Source organism: Thauera terpenica 58Eu, from assembly GCF_000443165.1.
Classification (GTDB): Bacteria; Pseudomonadota; Gammaproteobacteria; order Burkholderiales; family Rhodocyclaceae; genus Thauera; species Thauera terpenica.
In genome coordinates, this window is record NZ_ATJV01000071.1 from 1 (window position 1) to 20,888 (window position 20,888).

Genomic DNA, 20,888 nt, shown 5'->3' on the forward strand with positions numbered 1-20,888 from the left:
TCGCTCGCGCTGCCATGCTCGACCTCAAACCGTCAGGAAGTCCGGCGCCGCCGGGATGGATGACATTTTATTGCACCAACGCCATCCCGGAGTCACAGAGCAAAAAAGAACTGGATCTCAGCTGGGTTCCCTTGCTCTGTGATCTGGACAGAGCCTCGCTCGAATTCATCGAGAACAATCTCCAGGTCCGGAAAGTCAGGAAAGGTGCCTATGTAGTGCTCAAGGGCAGCCCAGGCGAACATCTTGTCCTGGTGCTTTCCGGACAGTTGCAGGCAGTGGATGTCACCGATGAGGGGCAAGAAATAGGCCTGAATTTCATAAACAGTGGCGATTATTTTGGCGAGATATCGATCATTGACGGACTGCCTCGGTCAGCATCAGTTCTGGCATGTGAAAACTCAACGATCGGGCAACTGGCGAAATCCCATGCAAAGGCCTTGATCTACAACAACCCTCAGGTTGCAGAGCGCGTATTGAGACGAATGGCAGCCAAGCTGAGGAAAGCTTCCTTTCACCAAACGGTCGCTTCTCTCCCGAACGCCTTTCAGCGCGTTTTCACCATACTGGAACATCTAGCTCACGATGCGCCCGGCGGCTTGCGGCTCATCGATAAAATGCCAAAGCAGCAAGAAATTTCAATCATGGCAAATACGAGCAGGGAAACCGTGTCAAGAGCAATCACCGCCCTCATCGAACATGATGTCGTGCATAAAGACCGTAGAAGACTGATCGTAAGAAAGCCCGACCTGCTCCGCAGCGCAGCATTTGGAACACTTCGTCTTTCAAAATGACTGACATGCGTTGGATGCACCATGGAGGCGGCATCAAGATACAGTCCGGCACTTATGGAAGATGAATTTAAAATGAGTCATTGATGCTGAACATAAAAAATGGACTCAACAAGCTATTGCAGTTCACCCTTCAAGAAGACAAACACCTCCACTTTCAATGGAGTTTCTGGATGATGATATTTGCAAGAGTGATATGGCCTGAATCATGGGCGATCTTTTTTGTGATGAGCATTGGGCTACTGAAGGAAATCTGGGACGGAAAGTTCGGAAGTGGGTTTTCCATCATGGACCTGGTAGCGAATGCAGCTGGCTGCTTGGTGGCACTCTACATGATACGCATCATCTCGACGCCACTATTTCAGAGATGAAGGTTGCAATCGATTTTCGAATATTTTTATGACATCACGTCAACATTGGCGCACGGCAACAGCTGTCCATGTGTTCGTTTTCGCGCTGGCAGTTGTAGTCACGATGTGGATAGAGTGGACACGACCCCAACACTTGACACAGATAGACGAGTCAATACGTGATGCAATTCTGCGCTTAGTCGAAGACGACACCCCCGATGACAGGATAGCCATCGTGGATGTCAACGAGGCCTCAATATCTGCAGAGGGGCCCTGGCCCTGGCCACGGGCAAAGATAGCAGCGCTGATCGAGACCCTGCTTCAACGCTATCAGGCAAGGGCACTAGCGATAGATATTGTCTTTCCGGATGCAGCCGATCCTGAAGGCGACGCACGTCTGGCAGCATTGGCCATGCATGGACCCATAACCCTTTCGCAGATATTTGATTATGCAGAGAGGGTGCAAAAAGTCGATCAGGGCGTTCTTACCGGAGGAGAGCTGAACTCCAGTGGGCATGCATCGATTTCTGCAAGCGGTTTCATCGCCAACCACCAAGGATTAAGTGGCTCAGACTGTGTGGGAAACATTGGCTATATTCCCGATGGGGATGGAGTACTCCGAAAAATTCCGCTTCACACCCGACACGGCGCTGCACATTATCTCCATTTGTCCTACGCCTTGCTGGAGTGTTGGGGTGGAGGCGCAGTCAGGCTCGTGACCGATGATCAAGGCTTCTGGCGCGTGCCATTCACGAAATCACTGTCTGCGTACACCGTTGTGCCTGCCCACGAGGTACTCGCCGAGCGCGCGGCCGATGAACTCCTCCATGACCGATACATCATCATCGGCTCATCTTCGCTGAGCCAGGGTGATCGAGTCAGCACTCCGCTTGCACCGTTGAGTTCCGGAATGTTGGTGCACGCATCGAGCCTGTCAGCGATGCTGGACTTGAAAGAAGGAAAAATGAACCCAGCGTGGTCGGGACGATCATTTCTCGTCTTGTGGGTCATATCCAGCTTTTTCATTACCATCCTGGTGATGTTGCGTGGAGCGGTGTGGGGGAATACACTTTGTATTTCTGTCTTTGTCACATTGTGGCTTGCCATTTCGGTTTGGGGGGTCTTGAACCAAGCTACGTGGTCGATCGTGGCACCGATGACAGGCTACTTGTTGCTGTTCGGCCTGGGCGTACCCTACGAGTGGCGACGGTCACAGTTAAGGGAAAAAAAACTGATCGAAAGATTCTCTCACTACGTCGCCAAATCCGTTCTGGACAAGATTCTGCTATCGGATTTTGCTCATAGTCTGGAACCTCAACTGCGGGAGATCACGGTCCTGGTGGCAGACATGGAGAATTACACCGCGACAACTTCCGCACTATCACTTCCCGAGGCTGCTGCCTTGACGAAGGCTTTTCTTCGGGTTTTGACGCACCCTGTACTTGAGTGCGACGGCACCTTGGACAAGTACACCGGTGATGGCCTGGTTGCGTTCTGGGGGGCGCCCCTCCCCTGCGACGATCGAGCCGATCGCGCCATTGACGCCGCGAAGGGCATGCTGGCGATGATAGAAGCCTTCAATGCCGAACGTGTCCAACAAGGCCAAAAAGCGCTGCGTGTGCGCATCGGCATCGAAAGCGGCACCGCACTGGTCGGCGACTTGGGTACTGACTTTAGAAGCACTTATACGGCAGTGGGTGACTGCATCAATTTTGCATCACGATTGCAGGAGGCCGCACGCAAGCTCCCCACGGATATCGTGATTGGACCTTATACCCAAACGCTGCTGAAGCGGCACCCGACCACATCGATAGGGCACATCAGCTTGCGTGGAGTCACACAGCCAATCGAAGTGTTTCGGGTTTCGCTTAAAGAAGATGATCAATGAACTCAAAGCCATTACTGATCTGTCCGATCACGTTGGCCTTGTTCTCATTCGACTGAGAGAATCCGGTTAAAACCCACTCGCGCGTCATCGATCCAGATTGCAGTCCAGTGATCCAGTAATTGAAGCCAACTTCGTCGTAGGTGCGACCCAGCACATTCTGATAAATTTTTTCCAGAAAAAACTCGTCTGTCAGGCTGGCCCCATAAGTGCTTTTGAACTCCGTGCTGACAGTGAAGCCTTTCGCGACATTGACGAGATTTTCTCCATTATCGAGCTTTGCAATCCAGTAACCCAAGCCGAGCTCATCCGGAGCTCTATTGAATGCCGCCTTGTAAAGGCGATATACATCACCCGCATCGCCATCTACGTCGAGTGCCATCGATTTATCTGCAAAGCGAATACGCTCGACGTTAACCAGGGTATCCACACCCTCCGCACCCGAAACTTTGTAAGCCTCGCCTACCTTCAGTACAGAATAATTTGCTCGCGATGAAAAATAAAAGCTGGTATCAAGACCTGCACCACCGTCAATATAGTCGTTTCCCTGGCCACCCGCCAGAATGTCATTACCGCCATTTCCAAAAAGAGTATCGTTACCTCGCCAACCTTGAATCCCATCACTGGATGAAGAGCCATTGATCTGATCATTTCCGCTTAATACGTAAGACTGCAAACCAATCGCGTCACCACGATCAAGGTATGAATTCACCCTGGCAGCATCATGACTCAAACCACTTACTGAATAATTTGTAAATCCGTTAGATGTCTGCGTATAGCTGGTTAGCACCCCATACGGATTTCCATATGAATCGTAAGAAAAATTACCGTAATAGGTTCCTGAATGAGGTCCGGATTTGATCGTGATATGACTGGATGAGTAACTTTCGACGTAGCCATACCAGACCGATGGATCAAACATGTCTTGCGATCGATGCAAATTTACGACTGCCATCATTGCCTCCGCTTACGGGATTGTGCAGGGAACAATACGAGACGCATGACGAACGCAGGAAACGGTGTTGAGCGTCGGAGCGTCGAGGTAGCGACCAGCAACCTTCTGCGCTGGCCTCGGAACCGGTTTGGACAACGCTTGCAGGTCAGGACTGGAAGAAAACGCACCTGTCTTGCGTCAGATGTTCATGACCACGACATGGGGCCAGGATTCTCGCATTTCGCCGCAACTACGACAACTGAATTGCACGATCAGCCAAAAACGGTGGCCAAGGCCGGCAGCAGACTCAGCTCCCACCCAGCCAGCCATTCACCTCACCAATGCTCTGCTCCCTGTCCATCCCCACCAGTGCGCGCAGGCGCACGCGTGACAGCAGATACACATAGCGCGCCTCGGCGAGATCGCGCAGCGTGCTCTGCAGCTGCTGCTCGGCGTTGAGCACGTCCACCGTGCTGCGGCTGCCGGCCTCGAACGAGCGCTTGCTTGACTGCACCAGCTGCTGGGCGGAGCGCACGGCCTGCTGCAGGGCCTTGACCTTGAGCACGCCTTCGGTGATGCCGCGATGTTCGCGATGCACGCGCACGGCGAGGTCACGCCGGGTGGCCTCGAGGTTTTCTTCGGCGCGGACCTGTTCGGCGATGGCCTGGCGGACGCTGGAGTTGACGTAGCCGCCGGCAAAGAGGGGGATGTTCACCTGCAGGCCGATCAGGTGGTTGGTGTAGCTCGAGCTCGGCGAGGTGACGTTTTCGCTGCCGCTGCGCGAGATCTGGGCGATGGCGTCTACGGTCGGGTAATGTCCGCCGCGCGCCTTGTCGATCTCGGCCCTGGCGGTGTCGAGGCGGGCCTGCAGCGCGCGCACCTCGGGGCTGCTTTCCTCGGCCATGCGAACCCAGGCCGCCACCTCGGCCGGTTCGGGCGGCAGCAGCGGCAGGCGCTGGGCGTCGACCGTGACCAGGCTGTCGACCGGCTGATTGATGAGGATTTCGAGCTGGCGACGGGTGAACTCGACGTGCTGGTGGGCGCTGAGCTCCTCGGCGGTATTCATGTCGAGACGGGCCTGGGCTTCGTCGATGTCGGTGCGGGTGCCGTAACCCGCTTGCAAGGACTTGCGCGCGGCGTCGAGCTGGATGGTGGTGACGCTCTTTTGCTTGAGCACCAGCTCGAGCGCGTCCTGTGCCAGCAAGGCCTCCATATAGGCGCCGGTGACCCGCGAGCCGAGGTCCTGCAGCTCGCGCTCGAGCGTGGCTTCGGCGTCATCGACCACGAAGCCGGCCTGGCGCAGGCCGGCGAACAAGGGCATGCGGAACAGCGGCTGGCGCAGCTGCAGGGTCTGGTTGTAGCTGAAGTATTCCTCGCCAAACGAGACATCACGACCGAGGGCGTTCTCCTGGGTGCGGTCGATGTCGTTCTTGTTGCGGCCCAGATTGATGGCGATGTTGGGCAGCAGTTGGGCGCGCGCCTGCGGCAGGCGCTCGATCGCCGAGTCGCGCGCGGCGCGTGCGGCACGGATGCGGGCGTCCTGGGCGAGGGCGGCCTGATAGGCCTGCATCAAGTCCAGGCTCCAGGCCGGCGCGCTGCCCGCGGCGAGCAATCCGGCGAGGGTGATGGCAACAAGGAGGCGGGGGGCGCGCATGCTCACTCCTCCTTCATCGAAGCGGCGAGGCGCTTGGTGAGCGGGTTGAGCAGATAGGTCAGCATCGAGCGTTCACCGGTCTTGATGATGATCTCCACCGGCATGCCCGGCTGCATGCGGTGCTTGCCCAGCACCTTCATGCCTTCCGGTGTGACCTTGACGCGGGCGAGGTAGTAGGAGATCTGGCCGCCGCCGACCTGCTCGGTGAGCAGGTCGCTGGACAGCGAGATGACTTCGCCCTCGACCACCAGCTGTGGTGAATGCGAGAAGGTGTTGAAGCGCACGTCGGTCTTGAGCCCGGTGTGCACCTTGTCGATGAGGTGTGGCTCGACCTTGGCTTCGAGCAGCAGCGGCTCGTCCTCGGGCACGATGTCCATCAGCTTCTGTCCGGGCTGGATCACGCCGCCCACGGTCTGCACCGCCAGGCCAATGGCCTGGCCAGAGGCCGGCGAGCGGATCTGCGTGCGCTCGAGATCGGCGCGCACGGCGGTCAGCTTCTCGGCGTCGGATTGCACTTCGCGCAGCACGTTGCCGAGATCGGTCTCGACCTCCTTGCGGTATTCCTGGCGACGCACGATGTGCTGCTGGCGCAGCTCGGCAATGGTGCGCTGGGCGCGCAGCTTGTTGCCCATCAGCTCGGCGATCGCGGCGTTGGCCTCGGCCACCTGGCGCTCGAGCTCGAGTTGGCGGTTGCGCGGCGCGTAGCCCTCGCTGACGAGGGCGCGGGTGTGCTTGAGCTCATCTTGCAGCAAGTCGAGCTGCTTGCGGCGCGGGCCAGCGATGGCGTCATAGGTCTGGAGCAAGGACTCCTGGCCAAGAATGCTCTCGTCTATGCCCTGCAAGGTGGCGCGCAAGGCGGCACGGCGCGACTGCAGGAGCTGGCGCTGCATGTCCATCTGCGCCTGGATCAGCCCATCGGACGCGGCTTCGATGAGGTCGGGGTGAAAGCTGATGCTCTCTGCGTCGAGCTGATCGGCGACCAGCCGGCCCTGCATGGCACGCAGGCCCAGATAGCGCTGGCGCACGGATTCGTAATTGGCGCGCGCGCTCGCGGCGTCGAGCTCGATCAGGGTCTGACCCTCCTGCACGATCTCGCCTTCGCGCACCAGCACCCGGGTGATGATGCCACCGCTCAGGTGCTGCACGGTCTTGCGCTTGGTGTCCACCATCACCGTGCCGTGGCTGGGCACGCCTTCATCGAGCGGGGCCAGTGCGGCCCACAGCAGGAAGCCACCAAAGCCAAGGCCGAGCGCCCACAGACCGACGCGAGCAGCATGGCCGGTGTCGGCAGGCGGAGCGCCGTGCTTGGGAGTCGCAGCCGGAGCGGGGTTGAAATCGGAAGTAGCCATGGTTGTGTCCAGCAGAAAGCGGTTCGAAAAGGGTGGGTCAGGTGTGGCGGTGAAGCCAGGGCGGGGGGGCTGAGGTCAATGCAGGGGGTGCTGCCTCAGGCCGGAAGCGGTGCCGAGGCGCCCGCCGAGGGCGGCGCCTCCGGCCGCGCCTGGGCCTGAGCCTGGGCCTGGGCCTGCAAGTGAGCGAGCACGGCGTCGCGCGGGCCCTGGCAATGGACATGGCCATCACGCAGCATCAGCAGCTGATCGGCCACCGCCACCGCGCCCGGGCGATGGGTGATGAGGAACACCGTGCAGCCCTTGGCCTTGAGCTGGCGCACCGCATTCATCAAGGCGGCCTCGCCGACATCGTCAAGGTTGGCGTTGGGCTCGTCGAGCACGATCAGCGCCGGGTCGCCGTAGATGGCACGCGCCAGGCCGACACGCTGACGCTGGCCACCCGAGAGCAGGCTGCCCGCTTCGCCCATGGGGGTGTCGTAGCCCTTGGGGAAGCGCAGGATCATGTCGTGCAGGCCAGCGCTGCGGGCGGCCTCGATGACCTTGTTCGAGTCGACCTCGGCGAAGCGGGCGATGTTCTCGGCGATGGTGCCATCGAAGAGCTCAATGTCCTGCGGCAGGTAGCCCAGATGAGGCCCCAGTTCGGCGCGGCTCCAGCCTGCCAGCGGCAGGCCGTCGAGCAGCACCTCGCCGGCAACGTCGGGCCAGATGCCCATCAGCACGCGTGCCAGCGTGGATTTGCCCGAGCCGGACGGTCCGAGCACGACGGTGATGGTGCCCGGGCTGGCTTCGAGGCTGAGCTGCTTGAGGATGGGCTCGGCCCGTCCGGGCGCGCTGGCGACCACGTCGCGCAGCACCACCTGCCCGGTCGGCGGCACGCGACTCAGGGCCTGGTCGCGTTCGGGGTGAGCTTGCAGCAGCTTTTCCAGGCGCAGGAAGGCGCTGCGTGCGCCGATGAAGCTGCGCCAGGTGTTCACCATCTGGTCGATGGGCGCCAGGGCGCGGGTCATGAGCACGTTGGCGGCGATCATGCCGCCGGCGGTGAGCTGGCCGTCGATCACCAGCAGCGCACCTGCGCCCAGCGCGAAGGACTGCTGGCAGTAGCGCACCCACTTGCTGATGGCGTTGATGCGGTGCGTGAGCGCCTGCGAGGCGCCCTGTCGCTCCATGTAATCCGCATGGCGCCGGGCCCAGCGTTCGCGCAGGCCGGCGAGCATGCCCATGGACTCGACCACTTCAGCGTTGCGCAGCTTGCCTTGCAGGTAAAGATTGACATCGAGCGAGGCTTTGGCCGCGGCCTCCGCCGGCGCGACCGTACGCCGGTGCCCGAACCAGGCCAGCGCTGCCTGCACCAGCGCAAAGCCGATCGACACCCAGCCGAGGAAGGGGTGGAGGAAGAACAGCACGCCGATATAGATCGGCGCCCAGGGCGCGTCGAAGAAGGCGAAGATGCCGTTGCCGGTGAGAAACTGCCGCACTTCGGTGAGCTCGTTGAAGGCGCGCTGCGCCGGTGCCCCCGAATGGCTGAGGTTGGCCTCGAAGCTGGCGTTGAACACTCGGGTGCTGAGCACCGCGTCCAGCCTGACACCGGCCCGCACCAGCAGACGCGAACGCGACCATTCGGCGAAGGCCATGACCGCAAAGAAGAACAGGGTGAGCAGCGAGATCACCAGCAGGGTGAGCTCGCTCCGGCTGGCGAGCACGCGGTCGTAGACCTGCAGCATGTAGAGCGTGGGTGCCAGCATCAGCACATTGGCCACCATGCTGAAGATGCCCACGACCAGGAATTCGCGCCTGAACGCGTACAGAGTGGCGGCAAGCTCGCTGCGCGCAAAGAAACCCATGACTGCCATATTCATTCCGATCCGTTCATGTTTGAAGCGGCGTTCACCGCGCACCGGCGAGCGTCGGCGCAGCGGACGGCGGCGCTGAAGGGCGTGCGCCCTGCGCCTGCTGGTTGGCCTGCGCCGCGGCCTGATTGAGCGCGGCCAGCACCTCGTCGCGCGGCCCGAAGGCTTGCTGGCTGCCTTCGCGCAGCACCAGCATCTTGTCCGCCACCGCCAGCACACTGGTGCGGTGGGTCATGACCACGAAGGTGGTGCCGCGCGCCTTCAGCTGGGTGATGGCCTGTGCCAGCGCCGCGTCACCGGCCTCGTCCAGGCTGGAGTTGGGTTCGTCGAGCACCACGAACACCGGCTCGTCGTAGAGCGCACGCGCCAGCGCCACGCGCTGGCGCTGGCCACCGGACAACATCGCACCGTCGCGCCCCACCGGGCTGTCGTAGCCCTGCGCCAGGGAAAGGATGAATTCGTGCAGCCCCACCGCGCGTGCTGCGGCCTGCACCTTGTCCATGTCCACCTCGCCGAAGCGCGCGATGTTCTCGGCCAGCGTGCCTTCGAGCAATTCCACCCCCTGCGGCAGATAGCCCAGATAAGGGCCCAGCTCCAGCTTGTCCCAGCTGAAGACATCGGCGCCGTCGAGGCGGACCTTGCCGCTCACGGTCGGCCACAGCCCCACCAGCAAGCGCGCGAGCGTGGTCTTGCCAGAGGCCGAAGGCCCGACCACGGCGAGCACTTCGCCCGCCTGCAGGGCAAAGGCGATGCCACGCAGGATGGGGGCGTTGCTGCCCGGAGCGCCAGCGATCACGTGCTCCACGCTCAGTACGCCGCGTGGAGCGGGCAGGGACATGGCCTCAGGCCGTTCCGGGATCTGGGTCAGCAGCTGCTCCAGACGGCGCCAGGCGTCGCGCACATTCACCACCGCGCGCCACTGGCTCACCATTTGCACCAGCGGCGCGAGCATGCGCCCGCCCAGCACCGAGGCGACGATCATCATCCCCGGACCTCCTGGCAGTGCATTTTCCAGAATCAGCCAGCCACCCAGGCCCAGCAGCAGCGAACCCATGGTGGTCTGCACGAACTTGCTGCCGGCCTGAAACGCACCGGCCTTGTCCGACGCCTGCGCCTGCAAGCCCAGGAAAGCATGCTGCTTCTCCATCCAGCGGCGGTGGATGTGGTGCAGCATGCCCATCGCCTCGATCACTTCGGCGTTGCGCAGCGAGCCGTCGGCATATTGCTGGGCCGCGATCGCCGAGCGGTTGGCTTCGGTCAGCGGCGGGTTGGTGCTGCGTTCATTGAGCCACGCCAGCCCTACCTGCACCAGCGCCCCCGCCACCGCGGCCCAGCCCAGCACCGGGCTGGCGAGAAACAGGATGAGCATGAACACCAGCGAGATCGGGGACTCCATGAGCGCGCCCAGCACCGGGTGATGGAGAAAGTCGCGCACGGTACGGAAGTCGTTCATGGGCTGTATGCTCGGCGGCCCCATGCGCCGCAGATTGGACTCGTACATGGCCTGAAAGACGCGCGGCGCCATGCGCTGATCGAGCAGCTGCCCGGCCTCGCGCATGGTCTCGGAGCGCGCCCAGTCGAGCACCTCCATGACGATGTAAGCGATGACGAGAATCACCGTCAGCATGACGAGGGTGGTGTGGCTGCGGCTGTTCACCACGCGCTCATAGACCTCGAACATGTAGGCGGTGGGTGCCAGTATGAGCAGCGCACCGATGAGGGCGAAACGGAAGGCGCGCCAGTAGTGCGGCTTGAAGGCCAGGATGGCTTCATGCAGCTCGGACGGTTTCTTGTTGGGGTTCATGCGGTCTCTTCAACCATCAGGTATGCGGGAATTTCGTCTGCCCCATGGGGTGGCGCGGCAGCGGTGCGATCATCTGCTTCGGCAAACCAGAACGCCAGCTCGAAGCCACCGTCGAGCTGGCGCGACAGCACGATCTCACGCAGGCGCTGGACGTGAAACGCCTGCTCATCTTCGGCGCGCAGCTCGAGCTGAAAGCGCATGCGCCCGTCCAGCGTGTACATCGACACCTGCCCGGCCTTGAGGCTGAGTGTATGGCGATCGAAATACACCGGGCAGCTGTCGGCAAAACGCAACAGGGGCAAGGGGCGCTCGCCCAGGCGGGTGAGATTGAACGGGCTCTTGGGGTGCTGGTAGACCAGCCGGCTGGCGCGACACACCGAATAGATGGCGTTGCACACCATCTGCGAACCGATTTCGGGGAATTGCTCGCGCAGCTGCCTGTAAGTCATATGGTGCAGCGCCACACGATTCCAGCACCGCGACTCGCGCACGATGGGCGCCAAGGTATTGCACACCCGTGCAAAAGCCGCCTGCAGGGCGAGCAGACGGTCTTTTTGTTCGGGCGTGGTGTTGAGCCGGATACGGAGCAGGGTGCGCATGGGAGCGGCGATTGTACAACAAGTCCTATATGAACTTTAACAGAGATTTACACCTCGCCGAAAACCATGCAAGGCAAGGCCTGGACAGCCTCCACTACGCCTTTCGCACTGCAGCAACGACATCAATTTGCCAAGCTAAGGTGCGATAATGCGACACAAATTTCTGGCGATCGGACCGTCAGCGGTCGAACATGAGGTTGTTTATGAGCAAGTCTGCAATCGTCACCGGCATCACCGGGCAGGATGGCGCCTATCTGGCCGAACTCCTGCTTGACAAGGGATACACGGTTTTTGGCACCTATCGCCGTACAAGTTCGGTCAATTTCTGGCGTATCGAAGAGTTGGGCATCGCTGATCACCCCAATCTGAAGCTGGTCGAATACGACCTGACCGACCTTTCCGCCAGCATTCGTTTGTTGCAGAGCACCGCAGCAGCCGAGGTCTACAATCTGGCAGCGCAGAGCTTTGTAGGTGTTTCGTTTGACCAACCCATCACCACCGGCGAGATCACCGGCCTGGGCGCGGTCAACCTGCTCGAAGCAATCCGTATCGTAAACCCTGAGGCGCGCTTTTATCAGGCCTCGACCTCAGAAATGTTTGGCAAGGTACAGCGCATACCGCAGACCGAGGACACGCCCTTCTACCCACGCAGCCCCTATGGCGTGGCCAAGCTTTACGCGCACTGGATGACGATCAACTACCGCGAGAGCTACGGCATTTTTGGCGCCAGCGGCATCCTCTTCAACCATGAATCTCCCTTGCGCGGCCGTGAGTTCCTGACACGCAAGGTGTCCGACAGCATGGCCAGGATCAAGCTGGGCAAGCTCGATGTGCTCGAGCTGGGCAATATGGATGCCCAGCGCGACTGGGGCTTTGCCAGGGAATACGTGGACGGTATGTGGCGCATGCTGCAGGCAGAGACGCCTGAGACCTACGTGCTCGCCACCAATCGCACCGTCACCGTGCGTGACTTTGTGACGATGGCGGGCAAGGCTGTGGGCTACGACTTGCAGTGGGAAGGCAGGGAAGACAAGGAGGTCGGCATCGACCGCCGCTCGGGCAGGACGCTTGTGCGCGTGAATGCGAAATTTTATCGGCCGGCCGAAGTCGATCTGCTGATCGGTAATCCGGAAAAAGCCAGGCGCGAACTGGGCTGGGAGTCGAAAACCACGCTTGAGCAGCTCTGCCAGATGATGGTGGAGGCCGATATCCGTCGTAATGAGCTCGGCTCTTCATTCTGAGCAAACACCATGAAACGCGCACTGATCACCGGCATCAAGGGCTTTACCGGACGCTATGTCGCCGCCGAGCTTGAACAGCACGGTTGGGAGGTGTGGGGCCTGGGGACGCACGACGATGAGGGTGATGCGCGCTATCGACGTGTTGACCTTGCCGATGGCGAAGGCTTGCGCACCGTGCTGGCCGAGCTGCGCCCGGACGCGGTGGTGCATCTGGCGGCGATCACCTTCGTTGGTCATGACAACGCCGACGCGTTCTACCAGGTAAACCTCATCGGCACGCGCAAGCTGCTGGCTGCGCTGGCGGCCTGTGACAAGACGCCCGAGTGCGTGTTGCTGGCCAGCAGCGCCAACGTGTATGGCAACACCACCGCAGGCATGCTCGACGAATCCACCCCGGCCAGGCCTGCAAATGACTATGCGGTGAGCAAGCTGGCCATGGAGTACATGGCCAGGCTGTGGGCAGACAGCTTGCCGATCGTGATCACGCGACCGTTCAACTACACCGGCGTGGGACAGGCGGAGTCATTCCTGCTGCCCAAGATCGTGGACCACTTCCGCCGCGGGGCGGAGGTGATTGAACTCGGCAATGTGGACGTATGGCGCGATTTCTCCGATGTGCGCGCGGTGGCACAGGCTTATCGGCGCTTGCTTGAAGCCTGTCCGGCGGGCAGCACGGTGAATGTGTGCTCTGGCAAGTCATATTCATTGCGTGAAGTGATCGCCACTGCAGAAAGGATCAGCGGGCGCAGCATCGAGGTGCTGAGCAATCCGGCATTCGTGCGTGCCAACGAGGTGAAGACCTTGTGCGGTGACGCCTCGAAACTGCGCGCCATCATTGGTGACTGGGCAAGCCCGCCGCTTGAGGTGACACTGCGCTGGATGCTGGAGCAGTGAATTGAAGGTCATTCTGTCGATCGACGCCGTGCGCTTTCCGCTCACTGGCATCGGTCGTTACACCTACGAGTTGGCACGCAAGTTGGCGGACGAAGCACCAGGGCTCGATCTGCGCTTCATGAGCGGAAGTCGTTTCGTGGACGCTCTGCCCACCGAGACCGCAGCGTCGGACCCGGTGCACGACAACTCGGCAGCAATTCGGATGCGCAGGTGGCTGCAGCGTAACGCAGCCATCGTATCCGCACATCGCGCCTGGCTGTCCCACCGTCAGTCGCGCACACTGCGCCGACACACGGACGCAATCTTCCATGGGCCGCAGTTCTATCTGCCGCCCTTCGCTGGCAAAAGCGTGGTGACGATTCACGACTTGTCGGTTTTCTCGTGGGCACACTGCCACCCCGGGGCCAGGGCCAGGATGATGCAGCGCGAAATCATCAAATCAGTGCGGCGGGCGTCGATGGTATTGACCGATTCTGAATTCACCCGACAGGAAGTGAGGGCCTTCTTCTCGCTGGCACCCGAGGCGGTGCGCGCCATTCCGCTTGCCAGTGCCGCTTGTTTTCGGCCGCACACGCGCCCGGAACTGGACGCGGTGCTGCCTGCGCTCGGGCTCCGCGCCGAAGGCTATTGCCTTTATTCCGGCACCATAGAGCCGAGAAAGAATCTGGGGGTGCTGCTCGATGCATACAGCCGGATGCCAGGCCCGCTCAGAGCGCAGTTTCCATTGATATTGTGCGGCTACCAAGGCTGGGAGAGCGCGGAGCTTCATGCGCGCATCCGCAAGGCCGAGACGGAAGGATGGGTACGCTACCTGGGATATCTGTCGAGTGCGGCCTTGCCCGCCGTATTTGCCGGGGCGCGTCTGTTTGCCTTCCCGTCCTTGTACGAAGGCTTTGGCTTGCCGGTGCTCGAAGCGATGGCCTCGGGCGTGCCCGTGGTGTGCTCCAACAGCTCTTCACTGCCTGAGGTGGCCGGACAGGCTGCGCTGATGTGCGCACCCGATAATGTCGATGAACTCAGCGAGCTGTTGCAACGTGGGCTGGTGGATGAGGAATGGCGAACGCAAGCGCGCGCACTCGGGCTGGAACAGGCGGCGCGCTTCAGCTGGGCGCAATGCGCCCGCCAGACGGCCGCCGCCTATGTCGCAGTTCAGGGTGAGTGAGAAGTGTCTTCGGCTTCCTTGCGCGTGCTTCATGTCTACCGCACCTACTTCCCCGACCCACCGGGTGGCCTGCAAGAGGCGATTCGGCAGATCTGCCTGTCGACGCAGCAATTCGGCATCGAGAACACCGTGTTCACCTTGTCGCCAACGCCCCAGCCCGCGGTCTTGCAGCGCCCCGAGGGGCGGGTGGTGCGTTGCCGATCATGGGCTGCGCCGGCATCCTGCGATCTGGGCGGGCCGAACGCGTTCCTGACCTTTCGACAGCTGGCCAACGAAGCCGATGTCATCCACTACCTGTTTCCCTGGCCGTTTGCAGACCTGCTGCACCAGTGCGTGCGCCCGCACACACCAAGCGTGCTGACTTACATTTCGGACATCGTGCGGCAGAAATGGCTTGGCGCCGCCTACACCCCGCTGATGCAACGCACGCTGCGGAGCATGCAGGCGATTGTGGCGAATTCGCCTGCCTATGCGCGCACGAGCAGCGTCCTTGCAGACCCGGCGCTGCGCGAGAAGCTGAGCGTGATTCCGCTCGGCATCGATGAGCGCTCCTACCCGCAGGAGGGCGACGAGCGCATCATCGGCCGACTTGGGCTGGATAAAGGTGGGCCGTTTTTCCTGTTCATTGGCGTCCTGCGTTATTACAAAGGGCTGCATGCGCTGATTCAGGCTGCACGCCTGCTCAGCACCCGCATCGTGATCGCGGGCACGGGGCCTGAGGCGGAGTCCCTTCGCCAATTGGCGTCAAAGACTGGCGCACACGGCGTCATGTTTGCAGGCCAGGTTTCGGACGAGGAGAAGGTCGCGCTCCTGAAACACTGTCGCGCCTTGGTGCTGCCATCGCACCTGCGCTCCGAAGCCTTCGGCATGGTGCTGGTAGAAGCCGCCATGATTGGCAAGCCGATGATTTCCTGCGAAATAAATACTGGCACCTCTTTTGTGAACGCCGATGGGGAAACCGGCTTCGTGGTCGAGCCGGGAAGCCCGCGCGCCCTGGCGGAGGCCATGAGTCGCCTTCTTGAAGATGAGGCACTCGCACTGCAGATGGGGCAAGCTGCGCGGCGACGCTACGAGCAGCTCTTTTCGGGTGCGGCGCTGGGACAAGCTTACGCACGGCTTTATCGCAAAGTGGCCGGACGCACAGCGTGATGCCCATGCATGCCGATTCACACGCCCGCAACAAGGTGCTGATCACCGGCGCAAGCGGCTTCATCGGCTCCGCGCTCATGGCGCGTCTGCTCAACGAGGGCTGGCCAGTGTGCGGAGTCGTCCATACCAGGCCGTCGGCACTGGCTTGCGTGCAAGGCCCCGCACTGGAAGGCGACGACGACTGGTCGGCACTGCTTGAAGGCGTGGGCACGGTGGTGCACGCCGCCGCACGCGTGCACGTGATGCGAGACAGGGCTGGCGACGCCCTGCAGGCTTTTCGTGCAGTGAATGTGGAGGGCAGCCTGAAGCTTGCACGTCAGGCGGCAAGCGCCGGGGTGCGACGCTTCGTGTTCATCAGTTCGATCAAGGTGAACGGTGAGCAAACGCTGGCGGGCGCCCCCTATCGCGCAACGGACAAGGTGTCACCACAGGACCCCTACGGCATTTCGAAAGCCGAAGCCGAGGCCGGCTTACGCAGGCTTGCCGCGCACACCGGCATGGAAGTCGTCGTCATTCGTCCACCCTTGGTTTATGGCGATGGCGTCAGCGGCAACTTCGCCATGATGATGCGCGCCGTCTGGCGCGGCCTGCCTTTACCCCTGGGTGCGGTCACGGCCAATCGGCGCAGTCTGGTGGCGGTGGACAATCTGGTGGATTTGATCGTGACCTGCATCGATCACGCCGCAGCGGCCAATCAGACCTTCCTGGTGAGCGATGGTGAAGATCTGTCGACGACTGCACTGTTGCAGCGCCTGGGCAAGGCAATGGGCAGGCCCGCGCGCCTGTTGCCCATTTCCCCGGTGCTGCTTCAAAAGACTGCAGCGCTGCTGGGCAAGAGCGGCATGGCGCAGCGTTTGCTGGGCAGCTTGCAGCTGGATATTGCCCACACCCGGGATACCTTGGGCTGGACACCACCGCTGACGGTGGACGAAGGGCTCAGGCGAGCGGTGATGGACAAGCTGAAATGATTCGCTTCTTCGACCTGTTCTTTTCGGCGTTGGGCCTCTTGCTGGGCTGGCCAGCCTTGCTGCTGATTGCGCTGATCGGCATGTGGGATACGGGCTCACCGATATTCCGTCAACAGCGCGTGGGGCGTTTTCAAAAACCCTTCATCTTGTTGAAGTTCCGCACCATGCGGCCGGGAACGGCCTCTGTCGCCACACACCTGGTGAGCAACAGTGCGGTGACCCCGTTCGGCCGATTCTTGCGTCGCACCAAACTTGATGAGCTGCCGCAGTTGTGGAATGTGCTGAAGGGCGAGATGAGCCTGGTAGGCCCCCGGCCATGCCTGTTCAACCAGCACGAACTGATCGAAGCGCGCGTCCGGAAAGGGGTTTTCAATGCCCGACCGGGCATCACCGGCCTGGCGCAGATCAGTGAAATTGACATGTCCACGCCCGAATTGCTGGCGCGGGTGGATGCTCGCATGTTGCAGTCCTTGAACCTGCGCGCTTACTTTCGCTACATACTTTTGACCGTGTCCGGCAAAGGCACGGGAGATCGGCTGCGGCTTTGAAGACATGATCAATCCAGACAACGCGCTCACCGACCGCATCCGTGCCGGCCGCTCCGCTTCGCGCTCACCCACTACCCACACCCTTCCATGATCAAGCGGCACGCGCGATCCACCTTTGTTTTTCTGTTCGACCTGCTGGCGGCCATCACGGCCTGGGTGGGCGGGCTCTTGCTGCGCTTCAATTTCGAATGGCCTGTGCATTTCACCCACAAGATGCTGATGGTGGGCGGCGCACTGCTTGTTGTGCACGCCTTGGCTTGCAGAGTCGCCGGGCTCTATCGGGGCATGTGGGTGTTCGCCAGCCTGCCCGATCTGAAACGGGTGATGAAGGCCATCGGTCTATCGGCCCTGGCGTTGACGCTGATGGTGGCAATGGACCGCGGCGAGCCGGCCTTGCCGCGCTCCATGGTCGTGCTGTACCCGGTGCTGCTGCTGACCATCATGGGCGGGGGACGGGCAGCGTGGCGCATGTGGAAGGAGCACCGCTTGTACGGCGGGCTGGTGGGCGCCGGCAAGCCGGTGATCGTGGTGGGCGCCGGTACGGGCGGCGCGATGCTGGTGCGCGAACTCGCGCGCAGCCCGGACTGGCGCGTGGTGGCGCTGGTCGATGATGACCGCAGCAAGTGGGGACGCGATCTCCACGGCCGCCCGGTTACAGGCGGCATCGATATGCTTCCCGAGACGCTCAAACAGTACCGCGTCAAGCATGTCATTCTCGCCATGCCTTCTGCGGCTTCCGATGCCCTGCGCCGCGCCACCGATGTGGCGGTGAGAGCAGGCGCTCATGTATTCACCGTGCCTGCGCTCGAAGACCTGATGAACGGCAGGGTGGCAATCAACGCCATGCGCCCGGTGGATATCGAGGACCTGCTCGGACGTGAGACGGTGCAGATCGACACCGCGAACGTGAGCAAGATGGTCTGTGGCAAAACCATACTCATCACTGGTGCCGGCGGCTCGATCGGCAGCGAACTTTGCCGTCAGCTCGCTCGGTTCGCGCCCGCGCGCCTAGTGCTGCTCGAAGTCAACGAGTTTGCGCTGTACAACATCGAGCAGTGGTTTCGCGTGCACATGCCGAGCGTGCCGCTCAGCACCCTCGCCGGAGACGTCAAGGACGCGATGCGCGTGCAGGAGATATTTTCTGCATGGACACCACAACTCGTCTTCCACGCCGCGGCCTACAAGCATGTGCCCTTGATGGAAGTAGGCAATGCCTGGCAGGCGGTGCGCAACAACGCCCTGGGCACCTTCCAGGTGGCAAGCCAAGCGCAGCGGCATGGCGCGGAACGCTTTGTGCTGATCTCGACCGATAAGGCCGTGAACCCGACAAATGTGATGGGCGCTAGCAAGCGCGTCGCCGAAATGGCCTGCGAGGCACTGCAGCGCTCGGCTCCGGGCCTTACGCAAATGGAAATCGTGCGCTTTGGCAACGTACTGGGCAGCACTGGTAGCGTGATTCCGAAATTTGCGGATCAGATCGCTCGCGGCGGTCCGGTCACGGTAACCCACCCCGAGGTGAACCGGTACTTCATGTCCATCCCGGAGGCAGCGCAGTTGGTCCTGCAGGCTGCGTCCATGGGCCAGGGCGGAGAGATCTTTGTACTGGACATGGGCGAGCCGGTGAAGATCGTCGACCTCGCGCGCAACATGATCCGGCTATCGGGCTACAAGGAAGACGAGATCCGCATCGAGTTTTCCGGGCTTCGACCGGGAGAGAAGCTCTACGAGGAACTATTGACGGACGCCGAGCACACGCGCACAACGCCCCACCCCAAACTGCGCATCGCGCGCTCGCGCCCGGTGGCGGACACTTTTCTCGACGAGTTCACACAATGGTTGTCGCAAGCCGGGCCGGTCAGTGATGAAGAAGTACGAGCAGGGTTGAAGCGCTGGGTGCCGGAATATGAACCAGCACGGCATTAAGAGCACGTCAATCAGCGCCTGGGCTTGAGCCTTGCGCGGCGGCTCAGTGTGACGCGGCTCAATGCGCCTCGTCCCAGTTCTCCCCCGCGCCCACTTCCACCAGCAGCGGCACCTTCAGCTTTGCGACGCCGCCCATCAGGCGCGGCAGCTCGGCGCGGATGGTGTCGAGTTCGCTCTGCGGCACTTCCAGCACCAGCTCGTCGTGCACCTGCAGCACCAGCCTGGATTGCAGGCCGGACTGTGCCAGCCAGTCGCGGGTGGCGATCATGGCCTTCTTGATCAGGTCGGCGGCGGTGCCCTGCATGGGCGCGTTGATCGCCGCGCGCTCGGCGCCCTGACGGCGGCCGGCCTGGCTGGCGCGGATGTCGGGCAGATAGAGGCGGCGGCCGAAGACGGTTTCGACGTAGCCCTGGTCGCGTGCCTCGAGACGGGTGCGCTCCATGTAGTCGGCGACGCCGGGGTAGCGCGCGAAATAACGGTCTATCCAGCTCTGTGCGGCAGCACGGTCGATGTTGAGGTTCTTCGCCAGGCCGTGCGCGCTCATGCCGTAGATGAGACCGAAGTTGATCACCTTGGCATAGCGGCGCTGCTCGCTGCTGACTTCGGCCGCCGGCACGCCGAAGACCTCGCTGGCGGTGGCGCGGTGCACGTCCTCGCCCTGCGCAAAAGCTTCGAGCAGGCGGGCATCATCCGACAGGTGGGCCATGATGCGCAGCTCGATCTGCGAGTAGTCGGCGGAGACGATGAGCTGGTCCCTGGGGGCGATGAAGGCGGCGCGGATGCGACGACCTTCGGGGGTGCGGATGGGGATGTTCTGCAGATTGGGCTCCGAGCTCGACAGCCGCCCGGTGACGGCGGTGGCCTGCGAGAAGCTGGTGTGCACGCGGCCGGTCCTGGGGTTGACCATGCGCGGCAGCTTGTCGGCGTAGGTGCTTTTCAGTTTGGCCAGGCTGCGGTGTTCGAGCAGCAGCTTGGGCAAGGGATAGTCATCGGCGAGCTTTTCCAGCACCTCCTCGTCGGTCGAGGGCTGGCCGGTGGCGGTCTTCTTGACTGGCGGCAGGCCGAGCTTGACGAACAGGATTTCACCCAGCTGCTTGGGCGAGGCGAGGTTGAAGGGCTGGCCGGCGAGCGCGTGCGCGTCGAGTTCGAGCTGGTGCAGACGGCGGCCGAGCTCCTCGGAGTGCTGGCTGAGCAGGAAGGGGTCGATCAGCACCCCGGTGCGCTCCATCTGCTGCAGCACCGACAGCACGGGCAGTTCGATGTCGCGATAAAGCGCGGCGAGTTGGGGCGCGGCCTCGAGCTGCGGCCACAGCTGCTGGTGCGCGCGCAAGGTGAGATCGGCGTCCTCGGCGGCGTATTCGGTGGCGCGATCGATCGCAACCTCGGCAAAGCCGATCTGCTTGGCGCCCTTGCCGCACAGCTCGGTGTAGGGCAGGGTCGTGAGCCCCAGATGGCGCCTGGCGAGCGAATCCAGGTCGTGCGCCTTGTCGCTTTCCAGCACATAGGATTGCAGCAAGGTGTCGTGGGCGATGCCGCGCAGAGCGATGCCGTGGTTGGCGAGCACGTGGGTGTCGTACTTGAGGTTCTGGCCGAGCTTGGCGTGGTCCGCGGACTCCAGCCAGGGCTTGAGCCTGGCCAGTACGTCGGCCAGCGGCAGTTGCGCGGCCACGTCGGTGCCACGGTGCGCCAGCGGCAGATAAGCCGCCTCGCCCGCCACGACGGCGAAGGACATGCCGACCAGTTGCGCCGCCATCGGGTCGAGGCTGGTGGTTTCGGTGTCGAAGGCGGTCAGT

General features: G+C 61.9%; 17 protein-coding genes. 10 read left to right on the plus strand and 7 right to left on the minus strand.

Going from position 1 to position 20,888, the window contains the following annotated elements; translation table 11 throughout:
• From M622_RS39795 to M622_RS39800, 3 genes are all read left to right on the plus strand, one after another.
• Positions 1-791 (plus strand): Crp/Fnr family transcriptional regulator (locus M622_RS39795; RefSeq protein WP_084520766.1); only part of this gene is annotated, 791 nt, incomplete at its 5' end.
• An 83-nt stretch (positions 792-874) separates the two neighbouring features.
• Positions 875-1,159 (plus strand): YfiM family lipoprotein, encoded by a 285-nt coding sequence (locus tag M622_RS34345; RefSeq protein WP_021250231.1) that lies wholly within the window; start codon positions 875-877, stop codon positions 1,157-1,159.
• A gap of 28 nt (positions 1,160-1,187) precedes the next feature.
• Positions 1,188-3,026 carry a CHASE2 domain-containing protein gene (locus M622_RS39800; RefSeq protein ID WP_084520767.1) on the plus strand — a complete coding sequence of 613 codons (1,839 nt, stop codon included), beginning with the start codon at positions 1,188-1,190 and terminating at the stop codon, positions 3,024-3,026.
• On the opposite strand, the gene M622_RS39805 is transcribed toward M622_RS39800, so the two are convergent.
• The 6 genes from M622_RS39805 to M622_RS34375 form a co-directional block, all read right to left on the minus strand.
• The gene (locus tag M622_RS39805) at positions 3,007-3,945 is read right to left on the minus strand and encodes a DUF4214 domain-containing protein (RefSeq protein ID WP_157282081.1); all 939 of its coding nucleotides are present in this window, start codon (positions 3,943-3,945) and stop codon (positions 3,007-3,009) included. The two genes, M622_RS39800 and M622_RS39805, sit on opposite strands and share 20 nt — an antisense overlap.
• Positions 3,946-4,264: 319 nt before the next feature.
• A complete protein-coding gene (locus M622_RS34355; RefSeq protein WP_021250236.1) occupies positions 4,265-5,611 on the minus strand; it encodes a TolC family outer membrane protein in 1,347 nt (448 codons plus the stop codon).
• Positions 5,612-5,613: 2 nt separating this feature from the next.
• The gene (locus M622_RS34360; protein WP_021250237.1) at positions 5,614-6,960 is read right to left on the minus strand and encodes an HlyD family type I secretion periplasmic adaptor subunit; all 1,347 of its coding nucleotides are present in this window, start codon (positions 6,958-6,960) and stop codon (positions 5,614-5,616) included.
• A gap of 95 nt (positions 6,961-7,055) precedes the next feature.
• Positions 7,056-8,816, minus strand: a complete 1,761-nt coding sequence (locus M622_RS34365) for a type I secretion system permease/ATPase (protein ID WP_021250238.1) — start codon at positions 8,814-8,816, stop codon at positions 7,056-7,058.
• A 28-nt stretch (positions 8,817-8,844) separates the two neighbouring features.
• Entirely contained in the window at positions 8,845-10,611 is a 1,767-nt protein-coding gene (locus M622_RS34370) for a type I secretion system permease/ATPase (protein ID WP_021250239.1), read from the minus strand.
• Positions 10,608-11,210 carry a hypothetical protein gene (locus M622_RS34375; RefSeq protein WP_021250240.1) on the minus strand — a complete coding sequence of 201 codons (603 nt, stop codon included), beginning with the start codon at positions 11,208-11,210 and terminating at the stop codon, positions 10,608-10,610. Before M622_RS34375 ends, M622_RS34370 begins: the two co-directional genes overlap by 4 nt.
• A 203-nt stretch (positions 11,211-11,413) precedes the next feature.
• Here M622_RS34375 and gmd point away from each other — a divergent pair, with 203 nt between their 5' ends.
• The 7 genes from gmd to M622_RS34410 all read left to right on the plus strand — a co-directional run bounded on the left by gmd (position 11,414) and on the right by M622_RS34410 (position 19,095).
• Positions 11,414-12,451 carry a GDP-mannose 4,6-dehydratase gene (gene gmd / locus M622_RS34380; protein WP_021250241.1) on the plus strand — a complete coding sequence of 346 codons (1,038 nt, stop codon included), beginning with the start codon at positions 11,414-11,416 and terminating at the stop codon, positions 12,449-12,451.
• A 9-nt stretch (positions 12,452-12,460) separates the two neighbouring features.
• Positions 12,461-13,345: a GDP-mannose 4,6-dehydratase gene (locus M622_RS34385; protein ID WP_021250242.1), complete on the plus strand. Its 885-nt coding sequence runs from the start codon at positions 12,461-12,463 to the stop codon at positions 13,343-13,345.
• A gap of 1 nt (position 13,346) precedes the next feature.
• Positions 13,347-14,507, plus strand: a complete 1,161-nt coding sequence (locus M622_RS34390; protein ID WP_021250243.1) for a glycosyltransferase family 4 protein — start codon at positions 13,347-13,349, stop codon at positions 14,505-14,507.
• A 3-nt stretch (positions 14,508-14,510) separates the two neighbouring features.
• The gene (locus tag M622_RS34395) at positions 14,511-15,656 is read left to right on the plus strand and encodes a glycosyltransferase (RefSeq protein ID WP_031347261.1); all 1,146 of its coding nucleotides are present in this window, start codon (positions 14,511-14,513) and stop codon (positions 15,654-15,656) included.
• Positions 15,656-16,624, plus strand: coding sequence for a UDP-glucose 4-epimerase family protein (locus M622_RS34400; protein WP_021250245.1), 969 nt, complete (start codon positions 15,656-15,658; stop codon positions 16,622-16,624). The genes M622_RS34395 and M622_RS34400 overlap by 1 nt, the downstream gene beginning before the upstream one ends.
• On the plus strand, positions 16,621-17,172 hold the full coding sequence (locus M622_RS34405) for a sugar transferase (protein WP_021250246.1): 552 nt from the start codon (positions 16,621-16,623) through the stop codon (positions 17,170-17,172). The genes M622_RS34400 and M622_RS34405 overlap by 4 nt, the downstream gene beginning before the upstream one ends.
• 87 nt (positions 17,173-17,259) lie before the next feature.
• Complete coding sequence (locus M622_RS34410; RefSeq protein ID WP_021250247.1) at positions 17,260-19,095, plus strand: polysaccharide biosynthesis protein; 1,836 nt, start codon at positions 17,260-17,262, stop codon at positions 19,093-19,095.
• A 58-nt stretch (positions 19,096-19,153) separates the two neighbouring features.
• On the opposite strand, the gene polA is transcribed toward M622_RS34410, so the two are convergent.
• On the minus strand, positions 19,154-20,888 hold a 1,735-nt coding region (gene polA, locus M622_RS34415; RefSeq protein ID WP_021250248.1), incomplete at its 5' end, for a DNA polymerase I.

Excerpts from the sequence above, each read along its gene's own strand:
- M622_RS34400 (WP_021250245.1), top strand. The coding sequence starts at position 15,656 with ATGCCCATGCATGCCGATTCACACGCCCGCAACAAGGTGCTGATCACC.
- M622_RS34365 (WP_021250238.1), bottom strand. The coding sequence starts at position 8,816 with ATGAATATGGCAGTCATGGGTTTCTTTGCGCGCAGCGAGCTTGCCGCC.
- M622_RS39800 (WP_084520767.1), top strand. The coding sequence starts at position 1,188 with ATGACATCACGTCAACATTGGCGCACGGCAACAGCTGTCCATGTGTTC.
- M622_RS39805 (WP_157282081.1), bottom strand. The coding sequence starts at position 3,945 with ATGTTTGATCCATCGGTCTGGTATGGCTACGTCGAAAGTTACTCATCC.
- gmd (WP_021250241.1), top strand. The coding sequence starts at position 11,414 with ATGAGCAAGTCTGCAATCGTCACCGGCATCACCGGGCAGGATGGCGCC.
- M622_RS34345 (WP_021250231.1), top strand. The coding sequence starts at position 875 with ATGCTGAACATAAAAAATGGACTCAACAAGCTATTGCAGTTCACCCTT.
- M622_RS34410 (WP_021250247.1), top strand. The coding sequence starts at position 17,260 with ATGATCAAGCGGCACGCGCGATCCACCTTTGTTTTTCTGTTCGACCTG.
- M622_RS34375 (WP_021250240.1), bottom strand. The coding sequence starts at position 11,210 with ATGCGCACCCTGCTCCGTATCCGGCTCAACACCACGCCCGAACAAAAA.
- M622_RS34355 (WP_021250236.1), bottom strand. The coding sequence starts at position 5,611 with ATGCGCGCCCCCCGCCTCCTTGTTGCCATCACCCTCGCCGGATTGCTC.
- M622_RS34370 (WP_021250239.1), bottom strand. The coding sequence starts at position 10,611 with ATGAACCCCAACAAGAAACCGTCCGAGCTGCATGAAGCCATCCTGGCC.
- M622_RS34385 (WP_021250242.1), top strand. The coding sequence starts at position 12,461 with ATGAAACGCGCACTGATCACCGGCATCAAGGGCTTTACCGGACGCTAT.
- M622_RS34405 (WP_021250246.1), top strand. The coding sequence starts at position 16,621 with ATGATTCGCTTCTTCGACCTGTTCTTTTCGGCGTTGGGCCTCTTGCTG.
- M622_RS34360 (WP_021250237.1), bottom strand. The coding sequence starts at position 6,960 with ATGGCTACTTCCGATTTCAACCCCGCTCCGGCTGCGACTCCCAAGCAC.